Source organism: Streptomyces sp. R302, from assembly GCF_012927245.1.
Lineage (GTDB): Bacteria > Actinomycetota > Actinomycetes > Streptomycetales > Streptomycetaceae > Streptomyces.
This window is the reverse complement of record NZ_JABBGE010000014.1, coordinates 1-19,006: the sequence shown is the minus strand read 5'-3', so window position 1 is coordinate 19,006 and position 19,006 is coordinate 1. Positions and strand designations below refer to the sequence as shown.

Below are 19,006 nucleotides of genomic sequence, written 5' to 3'. Positions count from 1 at the left end.
CGCGGAGATCCCGAACAGTGATCCACCGGGCGAAGGCGGGTCGGCGGTTCAGGGGAAGAGGGTCGGTCCCAGGGGGTGCCAGCCGGAGGGGCCGGGGAGGTGGGCCGCCGGGGCGGGGCCCCAGGTGCCCGGGTCGTACGGCAGCGGGGGAGCGGACGGGTCGAGCACCGGGTCGACGATGCGCCAGCACTCCAGGACCGCCGGGTAGAACGCGAAGGGTTCCGGATCGCCGCCGATGGCGCCGCCGAGGATGGTCTCGTAGGGCTGATCGAGGCGTCCGAAGAGCTTTCCGTAGTCCACCCCGATCGGGACCTGGACCGGGCCCGCGCCCTCCGTGCCCTTGCGGATCAGCAGGTCCGCCCGGATGCCGGTGTCCCCGTCGATCCGGAACCGGACCAGGTTCGGCGCGGCCTGCCGCTCGCCGCTGCCCCGGAAGAGCTCCAGGGGCGGCCGGCGCAGTTCGACCACCACCTCGGTGGCCGACACGGCCAGGGACTTGCCGCTGCGCAGATGGAAGGGGACGCCCGCCCAGCGCCAGTTGTCCACGTACAGGGTGGTGGCGAAGTAGGTCTCGGTCGTGGAGTCCGGTTTGACGCCGGGGACGTCCAGGTAGCCGCGGTACTGGCCCCGTACCGTCGTCGCCGGGTCCATCGGCCGCACCGCGTGCAGGACCCGCCACTTCTCCAGGCCCTGCGCGGCCGGGTTCGCGGTGCTGGGCGGGTCCATCGCGAGGAGGGCCAGGACCTGGAGCAGGTGGTTCTGCACGACGTCGCGGAGGCAGCCGACCGCGTCGTAGAAGGAGCCGCGGTCGGCGACGTCGAAGTCCTCGGCCAGGCTGATCTGGACGTTGTCGACGTACGCGCGGTGCCAGATCGGGGCCAGCAGGGTGTTCGCGAACCGTGCCACCATCAGGGACTCCACCGCCGCGTTTCCGAGGAAGTGATCGACCCTCAGCAGGTGGTCGTCGTCGAAGTACCGGCCGAGGTCCGCCTGGAGGGCGCGGGCGGACGCCCCGTCGTGACCGAAGGGCTTCTCCACGACGAGACGGGCGTCGCGGTTCAGGCCCGCCTGGGCGAGCGCGGCGGCGACGGTGGTGAACAGGCTCGGCGGGATCGCCAGGTAGTGGGTGACGAACCCGAAGCCGGAGACCGCCTTCCGCAGCTTCTCGAAGGTGGCGTCGTCGGCGAAGTCGCCGGTGACGATCGACAGTCCGGCGGCGAAGCGGGCGAAGACCGCTTCGTCGATGACCGTCCCGGTGGCGGTGACGGCTTCGCGGGCCTTGGTGCGCAGCGTCTCGTCGTCCCAGTCCGCCGCCGCCACACCGATCACCGGCACGTCCAGCCGGCCCGCGGCGGCGAGCTGGTAGAGCGCGGGCAGCAGCATCTTGTGAGCGAGATCGCCGGAGATTCCGTAAAGGACCAGGGCGTCAGAGGGTTCCAGGCGGGCCGGGGGCAGGGTGGTTTCGGTCATGGGCTGGTCGTTCCTCGATGTCGGGCCGCCCGGACGGGCGGGATGTCAGGGGACGCGGGCCGTCTTCGGGGGGTTCGGATCGCGGCCGAAGCGGTGGTCCAGGTCGCGTTCGATCTCCTCCGGGCCCCGCCCCCGTGTCTCCGGCAGGAAGCGCGACACGAAGACGAAGGCCAGCGCGCAGATCCCGGCGAAGATCCAGAAGGTCTCTCCCTGTCCCAGCACGTTGGCGAGCGGCAGGAAGGCCAGGCTGACGATGAAGTTGGAGACCCAGTTGACCGCGGTGGAGGCGCTGGAGCCCTCGGCCCGTACCGACGGCGGGAAGATCTCGCCGATCAGCGTCCAGAAGACAGGGCCAAGGCCGCCGGCGAAGGCCGCGATGTAGACCACCATGAACAGCAGCGTGAGGCCCGAGGAGAAGTCTGCGACGAACGCCAGGCCGAGCAGGAAGACGGAGACCGCCATCACCGCCAGCGAGACCAGCACCATCGGCCGGCGGCCGACCCGGTCCACCAACTTGATCGCCACCAGGGTCATGAGCAGGTTGATGGCGCCGATCGCGACCGAGTAGAAGATCGAGTTCGAGGCGCTCAGGCCGGTCTGCTCGATGATCGTCGGGGCGTAGTAGATGATCGTGTTGATGCCGCCGAACTGCTGCACCGCCGCCAGCGTCAGGCCGAGGACCAGGGCGGGGCGGAAGTCGGGCGCCCACAGGCCCCGCCCGCTCCCGCTCCCGCTCCCGCTCCCGTTCCCGGACGCGGGCCGCTTGGCGCGGTCGTCCGTGATGCGCCGCTGGACCCGTTCCACGATCCGGTCGGCCGTGGCGGGATCCGACACCGACGCGATCACGTCCCGGGCCTCGGCGGCCCGGCCGTGCTCGATCTGCCACTGCGGGGACTCGGGCAGGAACCACGCTGCCGCCACCACGAGCACCAGCGCCGGTACCGCCCCGCAGGCGAACATGGCACGCCAGTCGCCGCCGTCGGCGAAGACCAGGTTCACCAGGTAGGCCACAAGGATGCCCACGGTGATCATCAGCTGGTTCATCGTCAGGAGCCGCCCGCGGATCTCCGTGGGCGAGATCTCCGACAGGTAGACCGGTACGAGCGCGGACGCGGTGCCGACCGCCAGGCCCAGGACGATGCGGGCCGTCAGCAGCATCCCGTACCCGGTCGCGAACACCGCCACCGCCGTCCCCGCCAGGAAGACGCCGCCGGCCACGCCGAGCAGGCGGCGACGGCCCCAGCGGTCCGCCAGCTTGCCCGCGCCCATGGCGCCGATCACGGAGCCGATGAGCAGGACGCTGACGACGCTGCCCTGCTGGAAGGAGTTCAGGCCGAAGTCGTCCCGGATGTAGAGCAGCGCGCCGGAGACCACGCCGGTGTCGAAGCCGAACAGGAAGCCGCCCACGGCGATCGCGGCCGCCCACCATGTGATCTTCCGGATTCCGGCCGGGGACGGCGTCGTCACCGGTCCGTGCGTCCCCGGTTCCCGGGAGAAGCCCTGCACCATCTCGTGTCCTCACACTCTGTGCCGTCGTGCGGTTGCGATGCCTGGCCGGCGTCAGCCGTGGACGACGCCCCAGCTGCCCGTGTACGACTCCTGGGGCGCCAGGCGGATCAGGTCGGTGCCGCTGGCCAGCGCGTTCGGCGGCCCGGTCATCGGCTCCACCCCGAGGCCACCGCGCCGTGACGCGACCGGCACCCGGTCCGCGGTGTAGATCTCCAACCACGGCTGGGCATCGTCCAGCCAGAAGCGGACGCTGCGCCGGGAACCCTCCAGACGGACCCAGGCTCGGCCGTCGGCATCGCGGTCGAGGTCGGTGAAGGCGAGGTCCACCGTCTGGGCCCCCAGCCGGCGCGCGGTGGTGAAGTCGTACTTCGTTCCGGTCACGTCCAGCGGCGGGCCGGAAGGGATCATCCGCTCGTCGACCGGCTGGTAGCGGCGGCCGGGCAGCGTCAGCACGCACTCGTCGAGGGGGTCGCCGACCGTCAGATAGGGGTGCATGCCGTGCGCGTAAGGGGCGGGACGGCTGCCGACGTTGCGGGCCACGACCCGGACGGTGAGGCCGGTGTCGGCGTCCAGCGAGTAGGTGACGCCGAGGTCGAGACGGAACGGGTAGCCCGTCGACCCGTGCAGGCCGTAGGTGAGGGTGACGCGCTGCGGATCCCGCTGGACCGGGCGCCAGGTCGTCCACCGGACGAGGCCGTGGATCGCGCAGTCCAGTTCGGGCTCGGAGATGTCGAGCTGGTACTCGGCGCCGTCGAAGGTGTACCGGCCGTGGTCCACACGGTTGGGCCAGGGGATCAGCAGTTGGCCGAACGCGGCCGGGGCCGGCTCGTCGGCACTGTAGGAGAGCAGGAGGGGCTCCCCCTGATGGCTGAGTTCACGCAGGCCCGCGCCGGCTTCCGTGATCGTCGCCCGGTAGTCACCCGCCTCCAGGCGGAACTGTTCCCCCGTCGTGGCTATGTCCATGGAGCGATGGATATCCCGGAGGGCCGCGTGCCCACGGGCTCGGGGCCCGGCATCCACAGATCGGGTGAGCGTCCTGGGCCGTACGGCTTCCGGCCGGTGCGTTCCGGGGTGCGGACGCGGAAGGTTCTGGTGCCAGGTCCGTCCGCGACGGGCCGAGGGGTCGCGGGGAAGGGCGTCGGTGGGACCGGAGCGGCAGAGAACCATGATCGCCGGAGCATGGGAGCGGGCCCGCGGCCAGCTGTGGCCGGTGGCGCAGCAGGGGGTGGCGTGCGGCCTGTCGTGGTGGGTCGCCCGCATCCTCTTCGACCACCACGTGCCGCTCTTCGCGCCGATCGCCACGCTGGTGGCGCTCAACACCCAGCTGGGCGGCCGCGGCACCAACGCCGTGCGTGTGGTGTTCGGAGTGGTGTGCGGCGTGCTGATCGGTCAGGCCGCGTACGTACTGCTCGGCCGAACGGCGGGGGCCGTGGCCGTGGGCTGCGCGGTGCTGGTCGCCCTGCTGGCCGCCCTGGTGCTCGACGGCGAACGGGTGACCATGGCGCAGGCCGGGGTGAGCGCGGTGATCGCCGTCGCGTCCGGGCAACTGGCCGGGATCGAACGGATCGAGGACGTGCTGGTGGGGGCCGCGGTCGCCCTGATCTTCAGCCAGCTCCTCTTCCCCGTCCACCCGCTGAAGCTGCTGCGCCGGGCGGAGAACGCCGCCCTGCGGGGACTGGCCAGGCTCCTGCGGCTCGGTGTCCGGGGCCACGGCGGCGATCCCGAGGAGGTGCTGCCGCTGGAATCACGCACGCTGTACCAGCTCCTGCGCGATGTGGACCAGGCCCGTACCGACATGGTGAACGTCGCCCGGCGCACCCCGCGCTGGCGCCTGCACCGGGGCTCGGTCCAGGCCATGAGCAAGGCCGCGCTGCGGCTCGGCATGCTGGGCAACAGTTGCCTGCTCCTGGCCCGTCTCGCCGCCGAGCCCGGACCCGGCACCGAGGGACCGCTCGACGCCGGCATCCAAGAGCTGGCCGATGTGCTGGAGACGTACGCGGCGGCGGCGCCCGACGCCCCCGCGCGCCACCGTTGCGTCCGGTCCGCGCTCGCCGTGGCCGCGCGCTTCCCCGCGGAGGCGGATACGCGGAACGGTGCGGATACGAGCAACGGGGCAAGCGCTCGGCAGGAGGCGGGGACGCGGGCCGAGGCGGCGCGACTCGCCCTGGGACTCTCGGTACGCGACCTGCTCGTCGTCGTCGGGGTGTCCGAGGAGGAGGCGGAAAGGGCGGTACGGGAACACGCCACGGACGCCCCCCTCCACGGCTGACCCCCCTCCACGGCTGCCCCCTCCACGGCCGACTCCCTGCCCCCTGCCCCCTGCCCCCTGCCCCTGCCCGGGGAACAGCCCGTGGCTCAGTCCGGTGACGGGCCCCGGCGCGGTTCGCGGGCGGTGACCAGGCGGTCGTCGGGGCGGATCGCGCCGATCCGGGGGTCGTTGTAGCGCAACGGGCTGCCGTCCCGGACCACGGCCAGGACGGGCTCGGCGATCTGCCCGGGGGCGTGGCCGACCTCGGCCGGGGCCGGAGGCCGCTCGGCGATCTCCAGGCCCAGCCCGGTGGACAGGAGTTCCTCCAGGACGGTGCCGACCGCCGGGCTGAGCGAGGCGACGCCGAGCAGATGGCCGGCGGTCTCCGCGGAGGTGATGACGGCGGCGCCGTTCATCCGGCGGGCGGTCAGCGCGGCGAGGACCGCGGTGTCGTCGCGGGTGGTGGCGATCAGCACGTGCCCCGCCCGGCCGAGCTCGGCCCGTTCGAGCACGTCGGTACGGGTGCCGTCGCCGACGATGCCGACCAGACCGTGGCGGTTCGCCTCGTCGACCGCCGCCGCGCTGACGTCGACCACGACGATCTCCCGGGGCCGGGTTCCACGGGCCCGCAGCGTGACCACCGCTGCCCGGCCCTTGGTGCCGTAGCCGACCACCACCGTGTGTCCCCGCACCTTGCGCCTCCAGGACTGCTCACGCCACTCGGCCCGGGTCCGCTCCGTCAGCGCGCTGATCGTGGTGCCGACCAGGATCAGCAGGAAGCCCAGCCGCAGCGGTGTGATCACCAGAGTGTTCACGAGCCGCGCCGTCCCGCTGACCGGAACGACGTCCCCGTACCCGATCGTGGTGAGCGTGACCGCCGCGTAGGAGAAGCTCGTCAGCCGGCCGACCGGGTGCCCCGCCGAGTCCCGGTAGCCGCTCCGGCCGAGGAAGACCACGGCGGCGGCGAGGGCGATGAGCCCGAAGGCGAGTGCGAGCCGCCACAGGATGATCCGGAACGGGCCGCGCATCCGGTACGGGGACCTGAACCGGGACGCCGCAACCGCGTCCCAGTCCCTGCCCTTGGTGGTGGTACGGCGGGGAGAGGTGGCTCATCGTCCAGGTCGGGTCGCCCCCGTCTCCGAAGGCGTGTTCGCCGCCCTCGGCCGCCTCGTGAGGGTGGCGTGGTCGTGTCGCGCTGGAGTTGTGCTTGAGGCGCCCTTGAGGAGTTCTTGAGGCTTGCTGGAGGGGGGGTAGGGGGTGGGGATGGGCTGTCGAGCGGGGGGAGTTCAGTCGGTTGGGGGCGGAGAGGGGAGCTTGGCGGCGGTGGGGGAGGGGTGTAAACCGACTTCCCTGTTTTGTTTACTCGGCGCAGGGGGTGGATCGGGGGGAGGCCGGGCGACAAGTGGCCGTGATTCCGGCGAAAGAGTCCTGTCGCTGTGCCTGGTGGTGGGGAGGAGCGGGAGAGGGCTGCCACAGAAGAGACAGTGTTGTATGATTCCGCGTGGCTGTCACGCCCGGGGGGTTGAACATTCGACTGATGCCATGAAATGAGGGGCCATGCAGACCCGGTCGCACCGGACCCGGCAAGCGCTTGTGCGGGCCATGGCCGAGCTGGTCGCGGACGGGCCGGCCTCGGATGCGGGGCTGGTCAACGTCTGCCAGAGGGCGGGGGTGAGCAGGGGTGCTCTCTACCACCACTTCGCCTCCACCGCGATGTTGGCCGCCGCGGTCTACGAGGAGGCGCACCACCGGATCGTCGCGCTCATCGACGAGGCGTTCGGCCGGGAGCCGGCGGACGCCCTGCGGAGTTTCCTCGTCACCTTGGGCGAGTCGCTGCGTACGGATCCGATCGTGCGGGCGGGGATGAAGCTGGCGGGCGACGGGACGTTCCAGTCGCCCCGGCTGCGGGACCAGATGCTGGCCATGCTCCACGAGCGCCTCGTGCTCGCCGGGCGGCGGGCCGCGTACCCGGTCGAGGACCTCGCCGATCTCGTCGTGCTGCTCGCCGCGGGCGTGGAGACCCTGGGGCGCAGTGACCCCAGGTGGTGGGAGGGGCGCAGCGTGGACCGGCTGTGGCCGATGCTGCAGGCGCTGTTCGATTCCGATGGCGGTTCCGGTGATTCCGGCGGTCGCGGCGTGGTGCGGGCTCGGCCGTCGGTGCCGCGGCCCGCGGAGGGCTGAGCGGCCTTCAGGTCGACGAAGGCCGCGGGGCGCCCGCCGGGGGTGTGGTCCGCAGGCGGCTGATGAGGCCGGGGGTGGCCAGGCCCGGCAGGACGAAGCGCCAGAGGGAGCCGATCCGGTCGATGAGCTCGGCGCGGCCGCTGTACGCCTGGTCCATCGTCTGGACGCCGGTGTAGGCGCCGACGATGAAGAGTGTCGCCTCGTCGATGTCGAGACCGGGCAGCATCTCGCCCTGGTCCATGGCCTGCCGCAGGAGGCTCCGTATGACCTCGATGGACTGCTCGTAGCCGGTCTGGAACGCGGCGAACGAGGACTGCTCCACGGAGAGGCGGACGCTGGCGCGGAGCGCCGGATCGCTCTGCAGCTGCTGGGCGAACCTGAAGGTCAGGTCGATCAGGCTCTGGAGCTTCACCGGCTGCTCCTCCACCTGGAGCGCGTCGATGTGCGTGTCGAGCAGGGCGAGGGCGATCGCTTCCTTCGACGGGAAGTGGTGGTACAGCGCCCCGCGCGTGAGGCCGGCCCGCGCCAGGATGTCGGTGGTGCTCGCCGAGTCGTAACCGCGCTCGTCGAACAGCTCCGCCGCGGCGGTGAGGATGGCTTGACGCGTCCGCTGTGCCCGTTCTTGTTTGGCCATGTCACTCTCTCGCCGCGAAAAATTTTGACGTACTTGTCTGTATCTTAACGCAACGTGACGCGGGGCTGCGGTGGGGTGGAGGCGGGACGGAGGCGGATCGACGCTGATCGGCCTCTCCCGGCCCGATTACGGGCACCCGAGGCGGAAGCCGATGCCCCGGACGGTGTGTATCCACTCGCTGGAGCCGAGCTTGCCCCGCAGGGTCCCGACGTGGGTGTCGATGGTACGGCCCCGGGGGGACCAGGCGTCGCCCCAGACCTGGGCCATGATCTGGCGGCGCGAGATCACGGTGTCCGGCTGCGAGGCGAGCAGGAACAGCAGGTCGAACTCCTTGCGGGTCAGGTCCAGCGGCTCGTCGTCCAGCGTGGCCGTCCGCGCGTCGGCGTCGACGCGCAGGCCCAGGTGGACGGCGACGCGCGCCGGCGTGGTCTGGCGGTGGACCCGCCGCATGATGGCCTCCATCCGGGCCAGCAGCTCCCGGAACCCGTACGGCTTGACCAGGTAGTCGTCCGCCCCGGCCTGCAGGCCGAGGACGCGGTCGAGCTCGGAGTCGCGCGCCGTCACGGTGATGATCGGCGTCTCGCTGACGGTGCGGATGCCCCGGCACACTTCGAGCCCGTCGAGGTCCGGGAGGTCGAGGTCGAGCAGGACGAGGTCGGCGTCGGAGTGGGAGCGGAGCGCCTGGGCGCCGTTCTTCGCACTCTGCGTCACATATCCCTGCCTGGTCAGTCCCTGGAGGAGCGTGTCGGCGTCCCGGGTGTTGGCCTCGACGACCAGGACGCGTAGTCCTTCCTGCCGGTGAGGGGTCGGGGAGGCGGCGAAGTGGGGCCGGGAGGGGCCGCCCTGTGGATGTCGGGGGCGGGCGTGCTCGGTCGGCGAAGTGAGGAGATCCACGGCCTGCCGATTCATCTGTTCCTCCTGTGGCGTGGCCGCAGCGGCTGGGGCGCTGCAGTCGGCGACGAGGAAGATAACAAACAGACGTGTCTGAATGTCAAGGGGCTTCCACCCCCGCGTGTCAAGGGCCCCGTTGGGTGAATACGTGCCCTGAAGTGGCTGCGGCGTGCTAGATGGCACCGCGTCTGGGACAGGTGATCCAAAAAGCTTGGGAAGTTGTTAACCAGGACCACGCAGACCTGTCTGTATGTTGGGCACGGAAGGTTTGCCGCAGCGGGGGGCGACGGCGTGCCGTAGGTGTCCCCTGCCCGCATACGACAGGAGTCCTGCACATGCCGCACTTCGCTGAGCAGTCGTCCACGGCACGGGCCATGGGAACGGGACGGGTCTCGGTGGTCGAGCAGGACTTAACCCGGGTCCCGGCGCAGCGCCTGACGTCGACGGTCCCGCGGGAGTACGTCCACCGCGCGGCGGTCTCCGAGGTCTTCCTGACGGGGTGGGACGCCATCGGCCCCGTCGACCCGCGGGGCGGTTCCGAGAGCTTCGTGGTCCGCGCCCAATGGCCGCGCAGCCACTCCCTGTTCGCCCGCGACGGCGAGTTCCAGGACCCGCTGCTCCTGATCGAGTCGGTGCGACAGGTCGGATCCCTGCTGGCCCACGCCGAGTTCGACGTCCCCTTCGGCCACCAGTTCCTGATGCGGGACATGTCGGTCTCGCTCGAACCCGAGCTGCTGCGGGCGGGGAACACGCCCACCGAGGTCGTCCTGCGCACCGAGTGCCGGGACATCGTCCGCCGCAACGGCGCGCTGTCCTCCATGGGTTACGTCGTCACCGTGGAGCGGGACGGCAGAAGACTCGGCACCGCCGAGGCGTCCTTCAGGTGCATGAGCCCGCAGGTGTTCCAGCGGCTGCGCGGCGACACGCCCACCCACAGCGATCAACCGATGCCACCGGCCGTCGAGCCGGCCCTCGTGGGGCACACCAGCCCCCGGCACGTCGTGCTCGGCGTGCCCGCGCCGGGCACGGCCGGCCGCTGGCAACTGCGGGTCGACACCGCCCACCCCACCTACTTCGACCACCCGGTGGACCACGTCCCGGGCATGGTCCTCCTGGAGGCCGCCCGCCAGGCCGCGCACGCGGTCAGCGGCATGCCCGACGCGCTGGTGCTGGGCCTGAGGAGCACCTTCACCTGCTACGCCGAGTTCGAGGCGCCGTGCTGGATCGAGGCCCGGACCGTTCCGGGCGAACGCGCGGACGGCGTGCCGGTCAGGGTGGAAGGAACCCAGCGGGGCAAGCCGGTCTTCACCACCGACCTCGTCGTGGCGCCCCGGACCCGCTGATCCGTCGTCCGCCCCGCAGCACGCGTACCCGTCGCCGAGTACGCCGTCGCCGAGTACGCCGTCGACTCGGGTGAGGGCGCCGGCGGACGAACCCCGGCACCACGACGTACCGCCCCGCCTGCGAACCGACGCTCCGGGTCCGGTGGACCAGCCACCGGACCCGGAGCTCTTGGCAAAGATCTGACCCCGACTTGGCGGCACCGGGAAGTGCCACCGGCCGCTTGCCGATCCCGACAGAGTCCTGCAACGGATCGTCTGGAGGCCGGCCGCACTCCCCGCACATGCTTGAGCCGGACCCTGCTCACCGCACCGTCCCCCGACTCACCCATGCCCTCGTCACTCAGGAGAGCCATGTCCCGACGCCTTTTCACCTCGGAGTCCGTCACCGAGGGACATCCGGACAAGATCGCCGACCAGATCAGCGACACCATCCTCGACGCGCTGCTCGCCCAGGACCCGAACTCCCGTGTCGCGGTGGAGGCCCTGGTCACCACCGGCCAGGTGCACGTCGCGGGCGAGGTGACGACCTCGGCGTACGCCGACATCGCCACCCTCGTGCGCGAGAAGATCCTGGACATCGGATACGACTCCTCCGCGAAGGGGTTCGACGGGGCGTCCTGCGGCGTCTCCGTCTCCATCGGCCAGCAGTCGCCCGACATCGCGCAGGGCGTGGACACCGCCTACGAGAAGCGCGTCGAGGGCGCCTCCCGGAAGGACGCGGGCGACGAGCTGGACAAGCAGGGCGCCGGCGACCAGGGCCTGATGTTCGGCTACGCGTCGGCCGAGACCCCCTCCTTGATGCCGCTGCCGATCGACCTGGCCCACCGGCTGTCGCGCCGCCTCACGGAGGTCCGCAAGGAGGGGATCGTCCCCTACCTGCGCCCCGACGGAAAGACCCAGGTCACCATCGCGTACGAGGACGACCGGCCCGTCCGCCTGGACACCATCGTCGTCTCCTCCCAGCACGCCCCGGGCATCGACCTGGACTCCCTCCTCGCCCCCGACATCCGGCTCCACGTCGTGGAGCACGTGCTGGCGCAGCTCGCGGCCGACGGCATCAAGCTGGCGACCGACGACTACCGCCTCCTGGTGAACCCCACCGGAAAGTTCGAGATCGGCGGCCCCATGGGCGACGCCGGCCTCACCGGACGGAAGATCATCGTCGACACGTACGGCGGCTACGCCCGCCACGGCGGCGGCGCCTTCTCCGGCAAGGACCCGTCGAAGGTGGACCGTTCGGCCGCCTACGCCATGCGCTGGGTCGCCAAGAACGTCGTCGCCGCCGGACTCGCCGAGCGCTGCGAGGTCCAGGTCGCGTACGCGATCGGCAAGGCCGAGCCGGTCGGCCTCTTCGTGGAGACCTTCGGCACCGCCACCGTCCCCCAGAAGGACCTGGAGCGGGCGATCGGCGAGGTCTTCGACCTGCGCCCGGCCGCCATCATCCGCGACCTCGACCTGCTGCGCCCCGTCTACGCCGCCACCGCCGCGTACGGGCACTTCGGCCGCGACGACGACGGGTTCACCTGGGAGCGGACCGACCGGGCCGCGCAGCTGAAGGCCGCCGCAGGGCTTTGACAGTGACGTGCCTGACGGCCTGAGAGCCCCTATCCCAGGAGTGACGACGTGCGCATCGCGGTGACTGGATCCATCGCAACAGACCATCTCATGGTGTTCCCCGGCCGGTTCGCGGACCAGCTGGTCCCCGACCAGCTCGCCCACCTCTCGCTGTCCTTCCTCGTCGACGACCTCGAAGTACGCCGGGGAGGAGTGGCGGCCAACATCGCCTTCGGGCTGGGCAGCCTCGGCCTCACCCCCCAGCTCGTCGGCTCGGTCGGCGACGACTTCGCCGAGTACGAGCTCTGGCTCAAGCGGCACGGTGTCGACACCGGCGCGGTCCACGTGTCGACGACACGGCAGACCGCCCGGTTCATGTGCCTCACCGACCAGGACGGCAACCAGATCGCGGCGTTCTACGCCGGCGCCATGGCCGAGGCCGCGGACACCGGCCTGGACGGCATGCTGTCCGGCCCCGCCCGCCCCGACCTGGTGCTCGTCTGCCCGAACGAGCCCGCGGCCATGCTGCGCTTCACGCAGGAGTGCCGGGACCACGGCGTGCCCTTCGCCGCCGACCCCTCGCAGCAGCTGGCCCGGCTGAACGGCGAGGAGGTGCGCCGCCTGGTCGAGGGCGCCGAGTGGCTGTTCACCAACGAGTACGAGAAGGCCCTGGTCCTGGAGCGCCTGGGCTGTACGGAGGACGACGTGCTCGACAAGGTCGGCGCCTGGGTGACCACGCTGGGAGCGGCCGGAGTCCGCATCGACCGCCGGGGCGAGGAGCCGCTCGTCGTGCCCGCCGTCCCCGGGGTGCGTTCGCTGGATCCGACCGGCGCGGGCGACGCCTTCCGGGCCGGGTTCCTCACCGCGCTCAGCCGCGGCCTGTCCGAACGGACGGCCGCCAGGCTGGGCTGCGTGGTGGCGGGCGCGGCCCTGGAGACGGTCGGCTCGCAGGCGTACGAGACCGACGCGGCCCGGCTGACGGAGGTGTTCGCCGCCGCGTACGGCCAGGAGGCCGCGCGGGAGGTCGAACCGTCGTGGGGAGCGCGGTCATGACCGCGAGCCGCGCGACCGCCCTCCGCGAGGCACTCGCCGAGCGGGTCGTCGTCGCCGACGGCGCCATGGGCACGATGCTCCAGGCCCAGGAACCCAGCCTCCAGGATTTCGAGAACCTCGAAGGCTGCAACGAGGTCCTCAATCTCACGCGGCCGGACATCGTGGCCTCGGTGCACCGTGAGTACTTCGCCGCGGGTGTCGACTGCGTGGAGACGAACACCTTCGGTGCCAATCACGCGGCGCTGGGGGAGTACGACATCGCCCACCGCGTCCACGAGCTGTCGGTGGCCGGGGCCCGGGTCGCCCGTGAGGTCGCGGACGAGTTCACGGCCGTCGACGGCCGGCAGCGCTGGGTCCTGGGCTCCATCGGTCCCGGCACCAAGTTGCCGACCCTCGGGCACGCCCCGTACACGGTGCTGCGCGACGCCTACCAGCAGAACGCCGAGGGCCTCCTCACCGGCGGCGCCGACGCGCTGATCGTCGAGACCACGCAGGACCTGCTCCAGACGAAGGCGTCCGTCATCGGCGCCCGCCGCGCCCTGGCGGCGCTCGGCGCCGACGTGCCGCTGATCGTCTCGGTCACGGTGGAGGCCACCGGCACCATGCTCCTCGGCTCCGAGATCGGGGCGGCCCTGACGGCCCTGGAGCCGCTGGGCATCGACATGATCGGCCTGAACTGCGCCACCGGCCCGGCCGAGATGGCCGAGCACCTGCGCTACCTGTCCCGGCACTCCCGGATCCCGCTGTCGGTGATGCCGAACGCGGGGCTGCCGGTACTGACCTCCGAGGGCGCCCACTACCCGCTGGGCCCGGTCGAACTGGCCGACGCGCAGGAGCAGTTCGTGCGCGAGTACGGCCTCTCGCTGGTGGGCGGCTGCTGCGGTACGACTCCGGATCACCTGCGGGCGATCGTGGAGCGCGTACGGGGGAGGGAGCCCGCGGCACGGGAGCCCCGGCCGGAACCGGGCGCGGCGTCCCTGTACAGCCATGTCCCGTTCCGGCAGGACACCTCGTACCTCGCCATCGGCGAGCGGACGAACGCCAACGGGTCGAAGAAGTTCCGCGAGGCCATGCTGGAGGGCCGGTGGGACGACTGCGTGGAGATGGCCCGGGACCAGATCCGCGAGGGCGCGCACATGCTCGATCTGTGCGTGGACTACGTCGGCCGTGACGGCGTCGCCGACATGGAGGAGCTGGCGGGCCGGTTCGCGACCGCCTCGACCCTCCCGATCGTGCTCGACTCCACCGAAGTGCCGGTGCTGCGGGCGGGTCTGGAGAAGCTCGGTGGCCGTGCGGTCATCAACTCCGTCAACTACGAGGACGGCGACGGCCCCGAGTCCCGCTTCGTGCAGGTCACCCGGCTCGCCCAGGAGCACGGCGCGGCGCTGATCGCCCTCACCATCGACGAGGAGGGCCAGGCCCGTACCGTCGAGAAGAAGGTGGAGATCGCCGAGCGAATCATCGCCGACCTGACGGAGAAGTGGGGGTTCCACGAGTCGGATCTCCTCATCGACACCCTGACCTTCACCATCTGTACCGGCCAGGAGGAGTCACGGGGCGACGGTGTCGCGACGATCGAGGCGATCCGAGAGCTGAAGCGGCGCCACCCGGAGGTGCAGACGACGCTCGGTCTGTCGAACATCTCCTTCGGTCTCAATCCGGCCGCGCGGATCCTGCTGAACTCGGTCTTCCTCGACGAGTGTGTGAAGGCGGGTCTGGACTCGGCGATCGTGCACGCCTCGAAGATCCTGCCGATCGCCCGTTTCGACGAGGAGCAGGTCACCACCGCGCTGGATCTGATCTACGACCGGCGTGCCGAGGGTTACGACCCGCTGCAGAAGCTGATGGCGCTCTTCGAGGGTGCCACGGCCAAGTCCCTGAAGGCGGGCAAGGCGGAGGAGCTGGCGGCGCTGCCGCTGGAGGAGCGGCTCAAGCGGCGGATCATCGACGGCGAGAAGAACGGCCTGGAGGCCGACCTCGACGAGGCGCTCGGCGTGCGGCCGGCGCTGGAGATCGTCAACGAGGTGCTGCTCGACGGGATGAAGACGGTCGGCGAACTGTTCGGCGCGGGCAAGATGCAGCTGCCGTTCGTGCTCCAGTCGGCCGAGGTGATGAAGACGGCGGTGGCCCACCTGGAGCCGCACATGGAGAAGTCCGACGCGGACGGCAAGGGCACGATCGTGCTCGCCACCGTGCGCGGCGACGTCCACGACATCGGCAAGAACCTCGTCGACATCATCCTCTCCAACAACGGCTACGACGTCGTCAACATCGGCATCAAGCAGCCGGTCTCCGCGATCCTGGAGGCGGCAGAGGAGCACAAGGCCGACGTCATCGGCATGTCGGGGCTCCTCGTGAAGTCCACCGTGATCATGAAGGAGAACCTGGAGGAGCTGAACGCCCGGGGGCTGGCGGAGAAGTACCCCGTCATCCTCGGCGGCGCCGCCCTGACCAGGGCATATGTGGAGCAGGACCTCCATGAGATCTACCAGGGCGAGGTCCGCTACGCCCGCGACGCCTTCGAGGGCCTGCGCCTCATGGACGCCCTCGTCGCCGTCAAGCGGGGCGTTCCCGGAGCCGTACTCCCCGAGCTGAAGCAGCGGCGGGTGCCGAAGCGGGAGGTGGTCCTGGAGGTGCGGGAGCCCGAGCCCGGCGGCCGCTCCGACGTGGCCACCGACAACCCCGTCCCCGCCCCGCCGTTCTGGGGCACCCGGGTCGTCCAGGGCATCCCGCTCAAGGACTACGCCTCCTGGCTCGACGAGGGCGCGCTGTTCAAGGGGCAGTGGGGGCTGAAGGACCCCGCGTCGATCGAGTCCGAGGGGCGGCCGCGGCTGCGGGCGCTGCTCGACCGGGTCGAGCGGGAGGGCCTGGTGGAGGCGGCCGTGGTCTACGGCTGGTTCCCCTGCGTGTCCAAGGGCGAGGACCTGATCGTCCTGGACGAGCACGGGAGCGAGCGGACCCGCTTCACCTTCCCCCGGCAGGAGCGCGGCCGTCGGCTCTGCCTCGCCGACTTCCACCGGGCGGAGGAGACCGGCGAGACCGACGCCGTCGCCCTCCAGGTGGTCACGGTCGGTCCCCGGATCGGCGAGGAGACCGCCCGGCTCTTCGCCGCCGACGCCTACCGCGACTACCTCGAACTCCACGGCCTCTCCGTGCAGTTGGCGGAGGCGCTGGCCGAGTACTGGCACGCGCGGGTGCGGCGCGAGTGGGGCATCGGCGGCGCGGACCCGGCGGGTCTCGCCGGCATGCTCCGCACCGAGTACCAGGGCTGCCGCTACTCCCTCGGCTACCCGGCCTGCCCCGACCTGGAGGACCGGGCGAAGATCGCCGGCCTGCTCCGGCCGGAGCGGATCGGGGTCGAGCTGTCGGAGGAGTACCAGCTCCATCCCGAGCAGTCGACGGACGCGATCGTCGTCCACCACCCGGAGGCCAGCTACTTCAACGCGGGAGGCCGACGCCTGTGAACCCGACGTCTGTGAACCCGGCGTCTGTGAACCCGACGCCTGTGAATCCGACACCCACCTTCTCCTTCGAGTTCTTCCCGCCGAAGACCGACAAAGGGGAGAGGACGCTGTGGGACGCGATCCGGCGCGTGGAGGCGCTCGGGCCGGACTTCGTCTCCGTGACGTACGGCGCCGGCGGCTCCTCCCGGGAGCGGACGGTCGAGGTCACGAAGCGGATCGCCGCCGAGACCACGCTCCGGCCCGTCGCCCACCTCACCGCCGTCGGCCACTCCGTCGCCGAACTCCGGCACATCATCGGGCAGTACGCCGACGCCGGCGTCCGGGACGTGCTCGTCCTGCGCGGGGACCCGCCAGGCGACCCCATGGGCCCCTGGACCCCGCACCCCGAGGGCTTCACCTACGCCCATGAGCTGGTCGAACTCGTCCGCTCGCTCGGCGACTTCAGGATCGGCGTCGCCGCCTTCCCCGAGCGCCATCCGCGCTCGGCCGACTGGGAGAGCGAGATCCGCCACTTCGTCGCCAAGTGCGGGGCGGGCGCCGACTACGCGATCACCCAGATGTTCTTCGACCCGGAGGACTACCTGCGGCTGCGCGACCGGGTCGCCGCCGCCGGCTGCGACACCCCGATCATCCCCGAGATCATGCCGGCCACCGACGTCCGGCAGATCCGCCGCTTCGCCGAACTCAGCGGCGCCGCCTTCCCCGAGGACCTGGCGCACCGCCTGGAGGCCGCCAAGGACGACCCGGCGCGCGCTCACCGCATCGGCGTCGAGCACGCCACCGCGATGGCCGAGCGCCTCCTCGGGGAGGGCGCTCCGGGCCTGCACTACATCACGCTCAACAAGTCGACGGCGACGCTTGAGATCCACCGCAACGTCCTGAACTCCCGTGCAACGCAACCAAGGAGCACATCGCATGTCCTCGCAGCCGCCCGCTGATTTCACCGACTTCAAGGTCGCCGACCTGTCCCTGGCCGCCTTCGGCCGCAAGGAGATCACCCTCGCCGAGCACGAGATGCCCGGCCTGATGGCGATCCGCCGCGAGTACGCGGAGTCCCAGCCGCTGGCGGGCGCCCGCATCACCGGCTCCCTGCACATGACCGTGCAGACCGCCGTCCTCATCGAGACGCTCGTCGCCCTCGGCGCCCAGGTCCGCTGGGTGTCCTGCAACATCTACTCCACCCAGGACCACGCGGCCGCCGCGATCGCCGCCGCCGGGATCCCGGTCTTCGCCTGGAAGGGCGAGACCCTGGAGGAGTACTGGTGGTGCACCGAGCAGGCCCTCACCTGGCCCGCCGGCGACGGCCCGAACATGATCCTCGACGACGGCGGTGACGCCACCCTCCTCGTCCACAAGGGCGTCGAGTACCGCAAGACCGGGGCGCTTCCGGAGGCGGAGAACGAGGAACTCGCCGTCGTCCGCGCCCTGTTGGAGAACAGCCCGCTGGACTGGCCGGCGCTCGCCGCCGGCATCCGGGGTGTCACGGAGGAGACCACCACCGGGGTCCACCGCCTGTACGAGATGCACCGGGACGGCGCCCTGCTCTTCCCGGCGATCAATGTGAACGACGCCGTGACGAAGTCGAAGTTCGACAACAAGTACGGCTGCCGTCACTCGCTGATCGACGGCATCAACCGTGCGACGGACGTCCTCATCGGCGGCAAGACGGCCGTCGTGTGCGGTTACGGCGACGTCGGCAAGGGCTGCGCCGAGTCGCTGCGTGGTCAGGGCGCGCGTGTGATCGTGACGGAGATCGACCCGATCTGCGCGCTGCAGGCGGCGATGGACGGGTACCAGGTCGCCACCCTGGAGGACGTGGTGGAGACGGCGGACATCTTCATCACGACGACGGGCAACAAGGACATCATCATGGCGTCCGACATCGCCCGGATGAAGCACCAGGCGATCGTGGGCAACATCGGTCACTTCGACAACGAGATCGACATGGCCGGTCTGGCGCGGATCCCGGGGATCGTGAAGGACGAGGTGAAGCCGCAGGTCCACACGTGGACGTTCGAGGGCGGCAAGGTCGTCATCGTCCTGTCCGAGGGCCGTCTGCTGAACCTGGGCAACGCGACGGGTCACCCGTCGTTCGTGATGTCGAACTCGTTCGCGGACCAGACGCTGGCCCAGATCGAGCTGTTCACGAAGCCGGAGCAGTACCCGACGGACGTGTACACGCTGCCGAAGCACCTGGACGAGAAGGTCGCCCGCCTCCACCTGGACGCGCTCGGCGTGAAGCTGACGACCCTCCGCCCCGAGCAGGCCGCGTACATCGGCGTGAAGGTCGAGGGCCCGTACAAGCCGGACCACTACCGCTACTGAGTGCGCACCGCCCCCCGTCCGCGCAGGCCGGCTTCCGCGAGGAATTCGGCCTGCGCGGATTCTTTTTCCGCGTTTGACGAGAATTTGACGTTCCCCTGTCCTCGGTGGGGAAGTGTTGCGCTCTCTTGCCGATCCGGTCCCATTTCTGGAGGGCGGTCCATTGAAGCGGATATGGGGCTCCTAGGAGGCTTGTGGCTCTAAGAGAGTGAGGGAGCCATCGTGCGCAAGGTGCTCATCGCCAACCGTGGCGAAATCGCTGTTCGTGTCGCCCGTGCCTGCCGGGATGCCGGGATCGCGAGCGTAGCCGTCTACGCCGATCCGGACCGGGACGCTC

At 71.0% G+C, this 19,006-nt stretch carries 15 protein-coding genes; 9 read left to right on the top strand and 6 right to left on the bottom strand.

Annotated elements, in window-relative coordinates:
* Positions 1–48: 48 nt before the first annotated feature.
* From zwf to HHL19_RS33100, 3 genes are read right to left on the bottom strand one after another with little or no spacing between them, the layout of a single operon-like run.
* On the bottom strand, positions 49–1,470 hold the full coding sequence (zwf, locus tag HHL19_RS33110) for a glucose-6-phosphate dehydrogenase (RefSeq protein WP_169094086.1): 1,422 nt from the start codon (positions 1,468–1,470) through the stop codon (positions 49–51).
* A 45-nt stretch (positions 1,471–1,515) separates the two neighbouring features.
* Positions 1,516–2,979, bottom strand: a complete 1,464-nt coding sequence (locus tag HHL19_RS33105; RefSeq protein WP_169094085.1) for a sugar porter family MFS transporter — start codon at positions 2,977–2,979, stop codon at positions 1,516–1,518.
* A 51-nt stretch (positions 2,980–3,030) separates the two neighbouring features.
* Entirely contained in the window at positions 3,031–3,942 is a 912-nt protein-coding gene (locus HHL19_RS33100) for an aldose 1-epimerase family protein (RefSeq protein WP_169094084.1), read from the bottom strand.
* 202 nt (positions 3,943–4,144) lie between these two features.
* Between HHL19_RS33100 and HHL19_RS33095 the strand changes: the two genes are divergently transcribed.
* On the top strand, positions 4,145–5,248 hold the full coding sequence (locus HHL19_RS33095; protein ID WP_169094083.1) for an FUSC family protein: 1,104 nt from the start codon (positions 4,145–4,147) through the stop codon (positions 5,246–5,248).
* Between the two features lie 86 nt (positions 5,249–5,334).
* On the opposite strand, the gene HHL19_RS33090 is transcribed toward HHL19_RS33095, so the two are convergent.
* The gene (locus HHL19_RS33090) at positions 5,335–6,255 is read right to left on the bottom strand and encodes a potassium channel family protein (RefSeq protein ID WP_169094082.1); all 921 of its coding nucleotides are present in this window, start codon (positions 6,253–6,255) and stop codon (positions 5,335–5,337) included.
* A gap of 574 nt (positions 6,256–6,829) precedes the next feature.
* On the opposite strand from HHL19_RS33090, the gene HHL19_RS33085 reads away from it, so the two are divergent.
* Complete coding sequence (locus tag HHL19_RS33085; RefSeq protein ID WP_240982032.1) at positions 6,830–7,408, top strand: TetR/AcrR family transcriptional regulator; 579 nt, start codon at positions 6,830–6,832, stop codon at positions 7,406–7,408.
* Positions 7,409–7,415: 7 nt separating this feature from the next.
* On the opposite strand, the gene HHL19_RS33080 is transcribed toward HHL19_RS33085, so the two are convergent.
* Together HHL19_RS33080 and HHL19_RS33075 are read right to left on the bottom strand one after the other, a co-directional pair.
* Positions 7,416–8,042: a ScbR family autoregulator-binding transcription factor gene (locus HHL19_RS33080; protein ID WP_169094080.1), complete on the bottom strand. Its 627-nt coding sequence runs from the start codon at positions 8,040–8,042 to the stop codon at positions 7,416–7,418.
* A 126-nt stretch (positions 8,043–8,168) separates the two neighbouring features.
* The gene (locus HHL19_RS33075) at positions 8,169–8,951 is read right to left on the bottom strand and encodes a response regulator transcription factor (protein ID WP_169094079.1); all 783 of its coding nucleotides are present in this window, start codon (positions 8,949–8,951) and stop codon (positions 8,169–8,171) included.
* A gap of 317 nt (positions 8,952–9,268) precedes the next feature.
* On the opposite strand from HHL19_RS33075, the gene HHL19_RS33070 reads away from it, so the two are divergent.
* The 7 genes from HHL19_RS33070 to HHL19_RS38315 form a co-directional block, all read left to right on the top strand.
* The gene (locus HHL19_RS33070; protein ID WP_240982031.1) at positions 9,269–10,276 is read left to right on the top strand and encodes a ScbA/BarX family gamma-butyrolactone biosynthesis protein; all 1,008 of its coding nucleotides are present in this window, start codon (positions 9,269–9,271) and stop codon (positions 10,274–10,276) included.
* A 351-nt stretch (positions 10,277–10,627) separates the two neighbouring features.
* Positions 10,628–11,851 carry a methionine adenosyltransferase gene (metK, locus tag HHL19_RS33065; protein ID WP_169094078.1) on the top strand — a complete coding sequence of 408 codons (1,224 nt, stop codon included), beginning with the start codon at positions 10,628–10,630 and terminating at the stop codon, positions 11,849–11,851.
* Positions 11,852–11,899: 48 nt separating this feature from the next.
* Positions 11,900–12,883, top strand: a complete 984-nt coding sequence (locus HHL19_RS33060) for a carbohydrate kinase family protein (RefSeq protein WP_169094077.1) — start codon at positions 11,900–11,902, stop codon at positions 12,881–12,883.
* The gene (gene metH, locus HHL19_RS33055; protein ID WP_169094076.1) at positions 12,880–16,347 is read left to right on the top strand and encodes a methionine synthase; all 3,468 of its coding nucleotides are present in this window, start codon (positions 12,880–12,882) and stop codon (positions 16,345–16,347) included. The genes HHL19_RS33060 and metH overlap by 4 nt, the downstream gene beginning before the upstream one ends.
* Before the next feature lie 41 nt (positions 16,348–16,388).
* A complete protein-coding gene (gene metF, locus HHL19_RS33050; RefSeq protein ID WP_346768510.1) occupies positions 16,389–17,285 on the top strand; it encodes a methylenetetrahydrofolate reductase [NAD(P)H] in 897 nt (298 codons plus the stop codon).
* Entirely contained in the window at positions 17,263–18,672 is a 1,410-nt protein-coding gene (ahcY, locus tag HHL19_RS33045; protein ID WP_169094075.1) for an adenosylhomocysteinase, read from the top strand. Before metF ends, ahcY begins: the two co-directional genes overlap by 23 nt.
* A gap of 219 nt (positions 18,673–18,891) precedes the next feature.
* The coding region (locus tag HHL19_RS38315) for a biotin carboxylase N-terminal domain-containing protein (protein WP_161198291.1) at positions 18,892–19,006 on the top strand (115 nt) is incomplete at its 3' end.

Bases quoted from the DNA above. Each gene is read 5' to 3' on its own strand.
- zwf (WP_169094086.1), bottom strand. From the start codon at position 1,470: ATGACCGAAACCACCCTGCCCCCGGCCCGCCTGGAACCCTCTGACGCC.
- HHL19_RS33105 (WP_169094085.1), bottom strand. From the start codon at position 2,979: ATGGTGCAGGGCTTCTCCCGGGAACCGGGGACGCACGGACCGGTGACG.
- HHL19_RS33100 (WP_169094084.1), bottom strand. From the start codon at position 3,942: ATGGACATAGCCACGACGGGGGAACAGTTCCGCCTGGAGGCGGGTGAC.
- HHL19_RS33095 (WP_169094083.1), top strand. From the start codon at position 4,145: ATGATCGCCGGAGCATGGGAGCGGGCCCGCGGCCAGCTGTGGCCGGTG.
- HHL19_RS33090 (WP_169094082.1), bottom strand. From the start codon at position 6,255: ATGCGCGGCCCGTTCCGGATCATCCTGTGGCGGCTCGCACTCGCCTTC.
- HHL19_RS33085 (WP_240982032.1), top strand. From the start codon at position 6,830: ATGGCCGAGCTGGTCGCGGACGGGCCGGCCTCGGATGCGGGGCTGGTC.
- HHL19_RS33080 (WP_169094080.1), bottom strand. From the start codon at position 8,042: ATGGCCAAACAAGAACGGGCACAGCGGACGCGTCAAGCCATCCTCACC.
- HHL19_RS33075 (WP_169094079.1), bottom strand. From the start codon at position 8,951: ATGAATCGGCAGGCCGTGGATCTCCTCACTTCGCCGACCGAGCACGCC.
- HHL19_RS33070 (WP_240982031.1), top strand. From the start codon at position 9,269: ATGCCGCACTTCGCTGAGCAGTCGTCCACGGCACGGGCCATGGGAACG.
- metK (WP_169094078.1), top strand. From the start codon at position 10,628: ATGTCCCGACGCCTTTTCACCTCGGAGTCCGTCACCGAGGGACATCCG.
- metH (WP_169094076.1), top strand. From the start codon at position 12,880: ATGACCGCGAGCCGCGCGACCGCCCTCCGCGAGGCACTCGCCGAGCGG.
- ahcY (WP_169094075.1), top strand. From the start codon at position 17,263: ATGTCCTCGCAGCCGCCCGCTGATTTCACCGACTTCAAGGTCGCCGAC.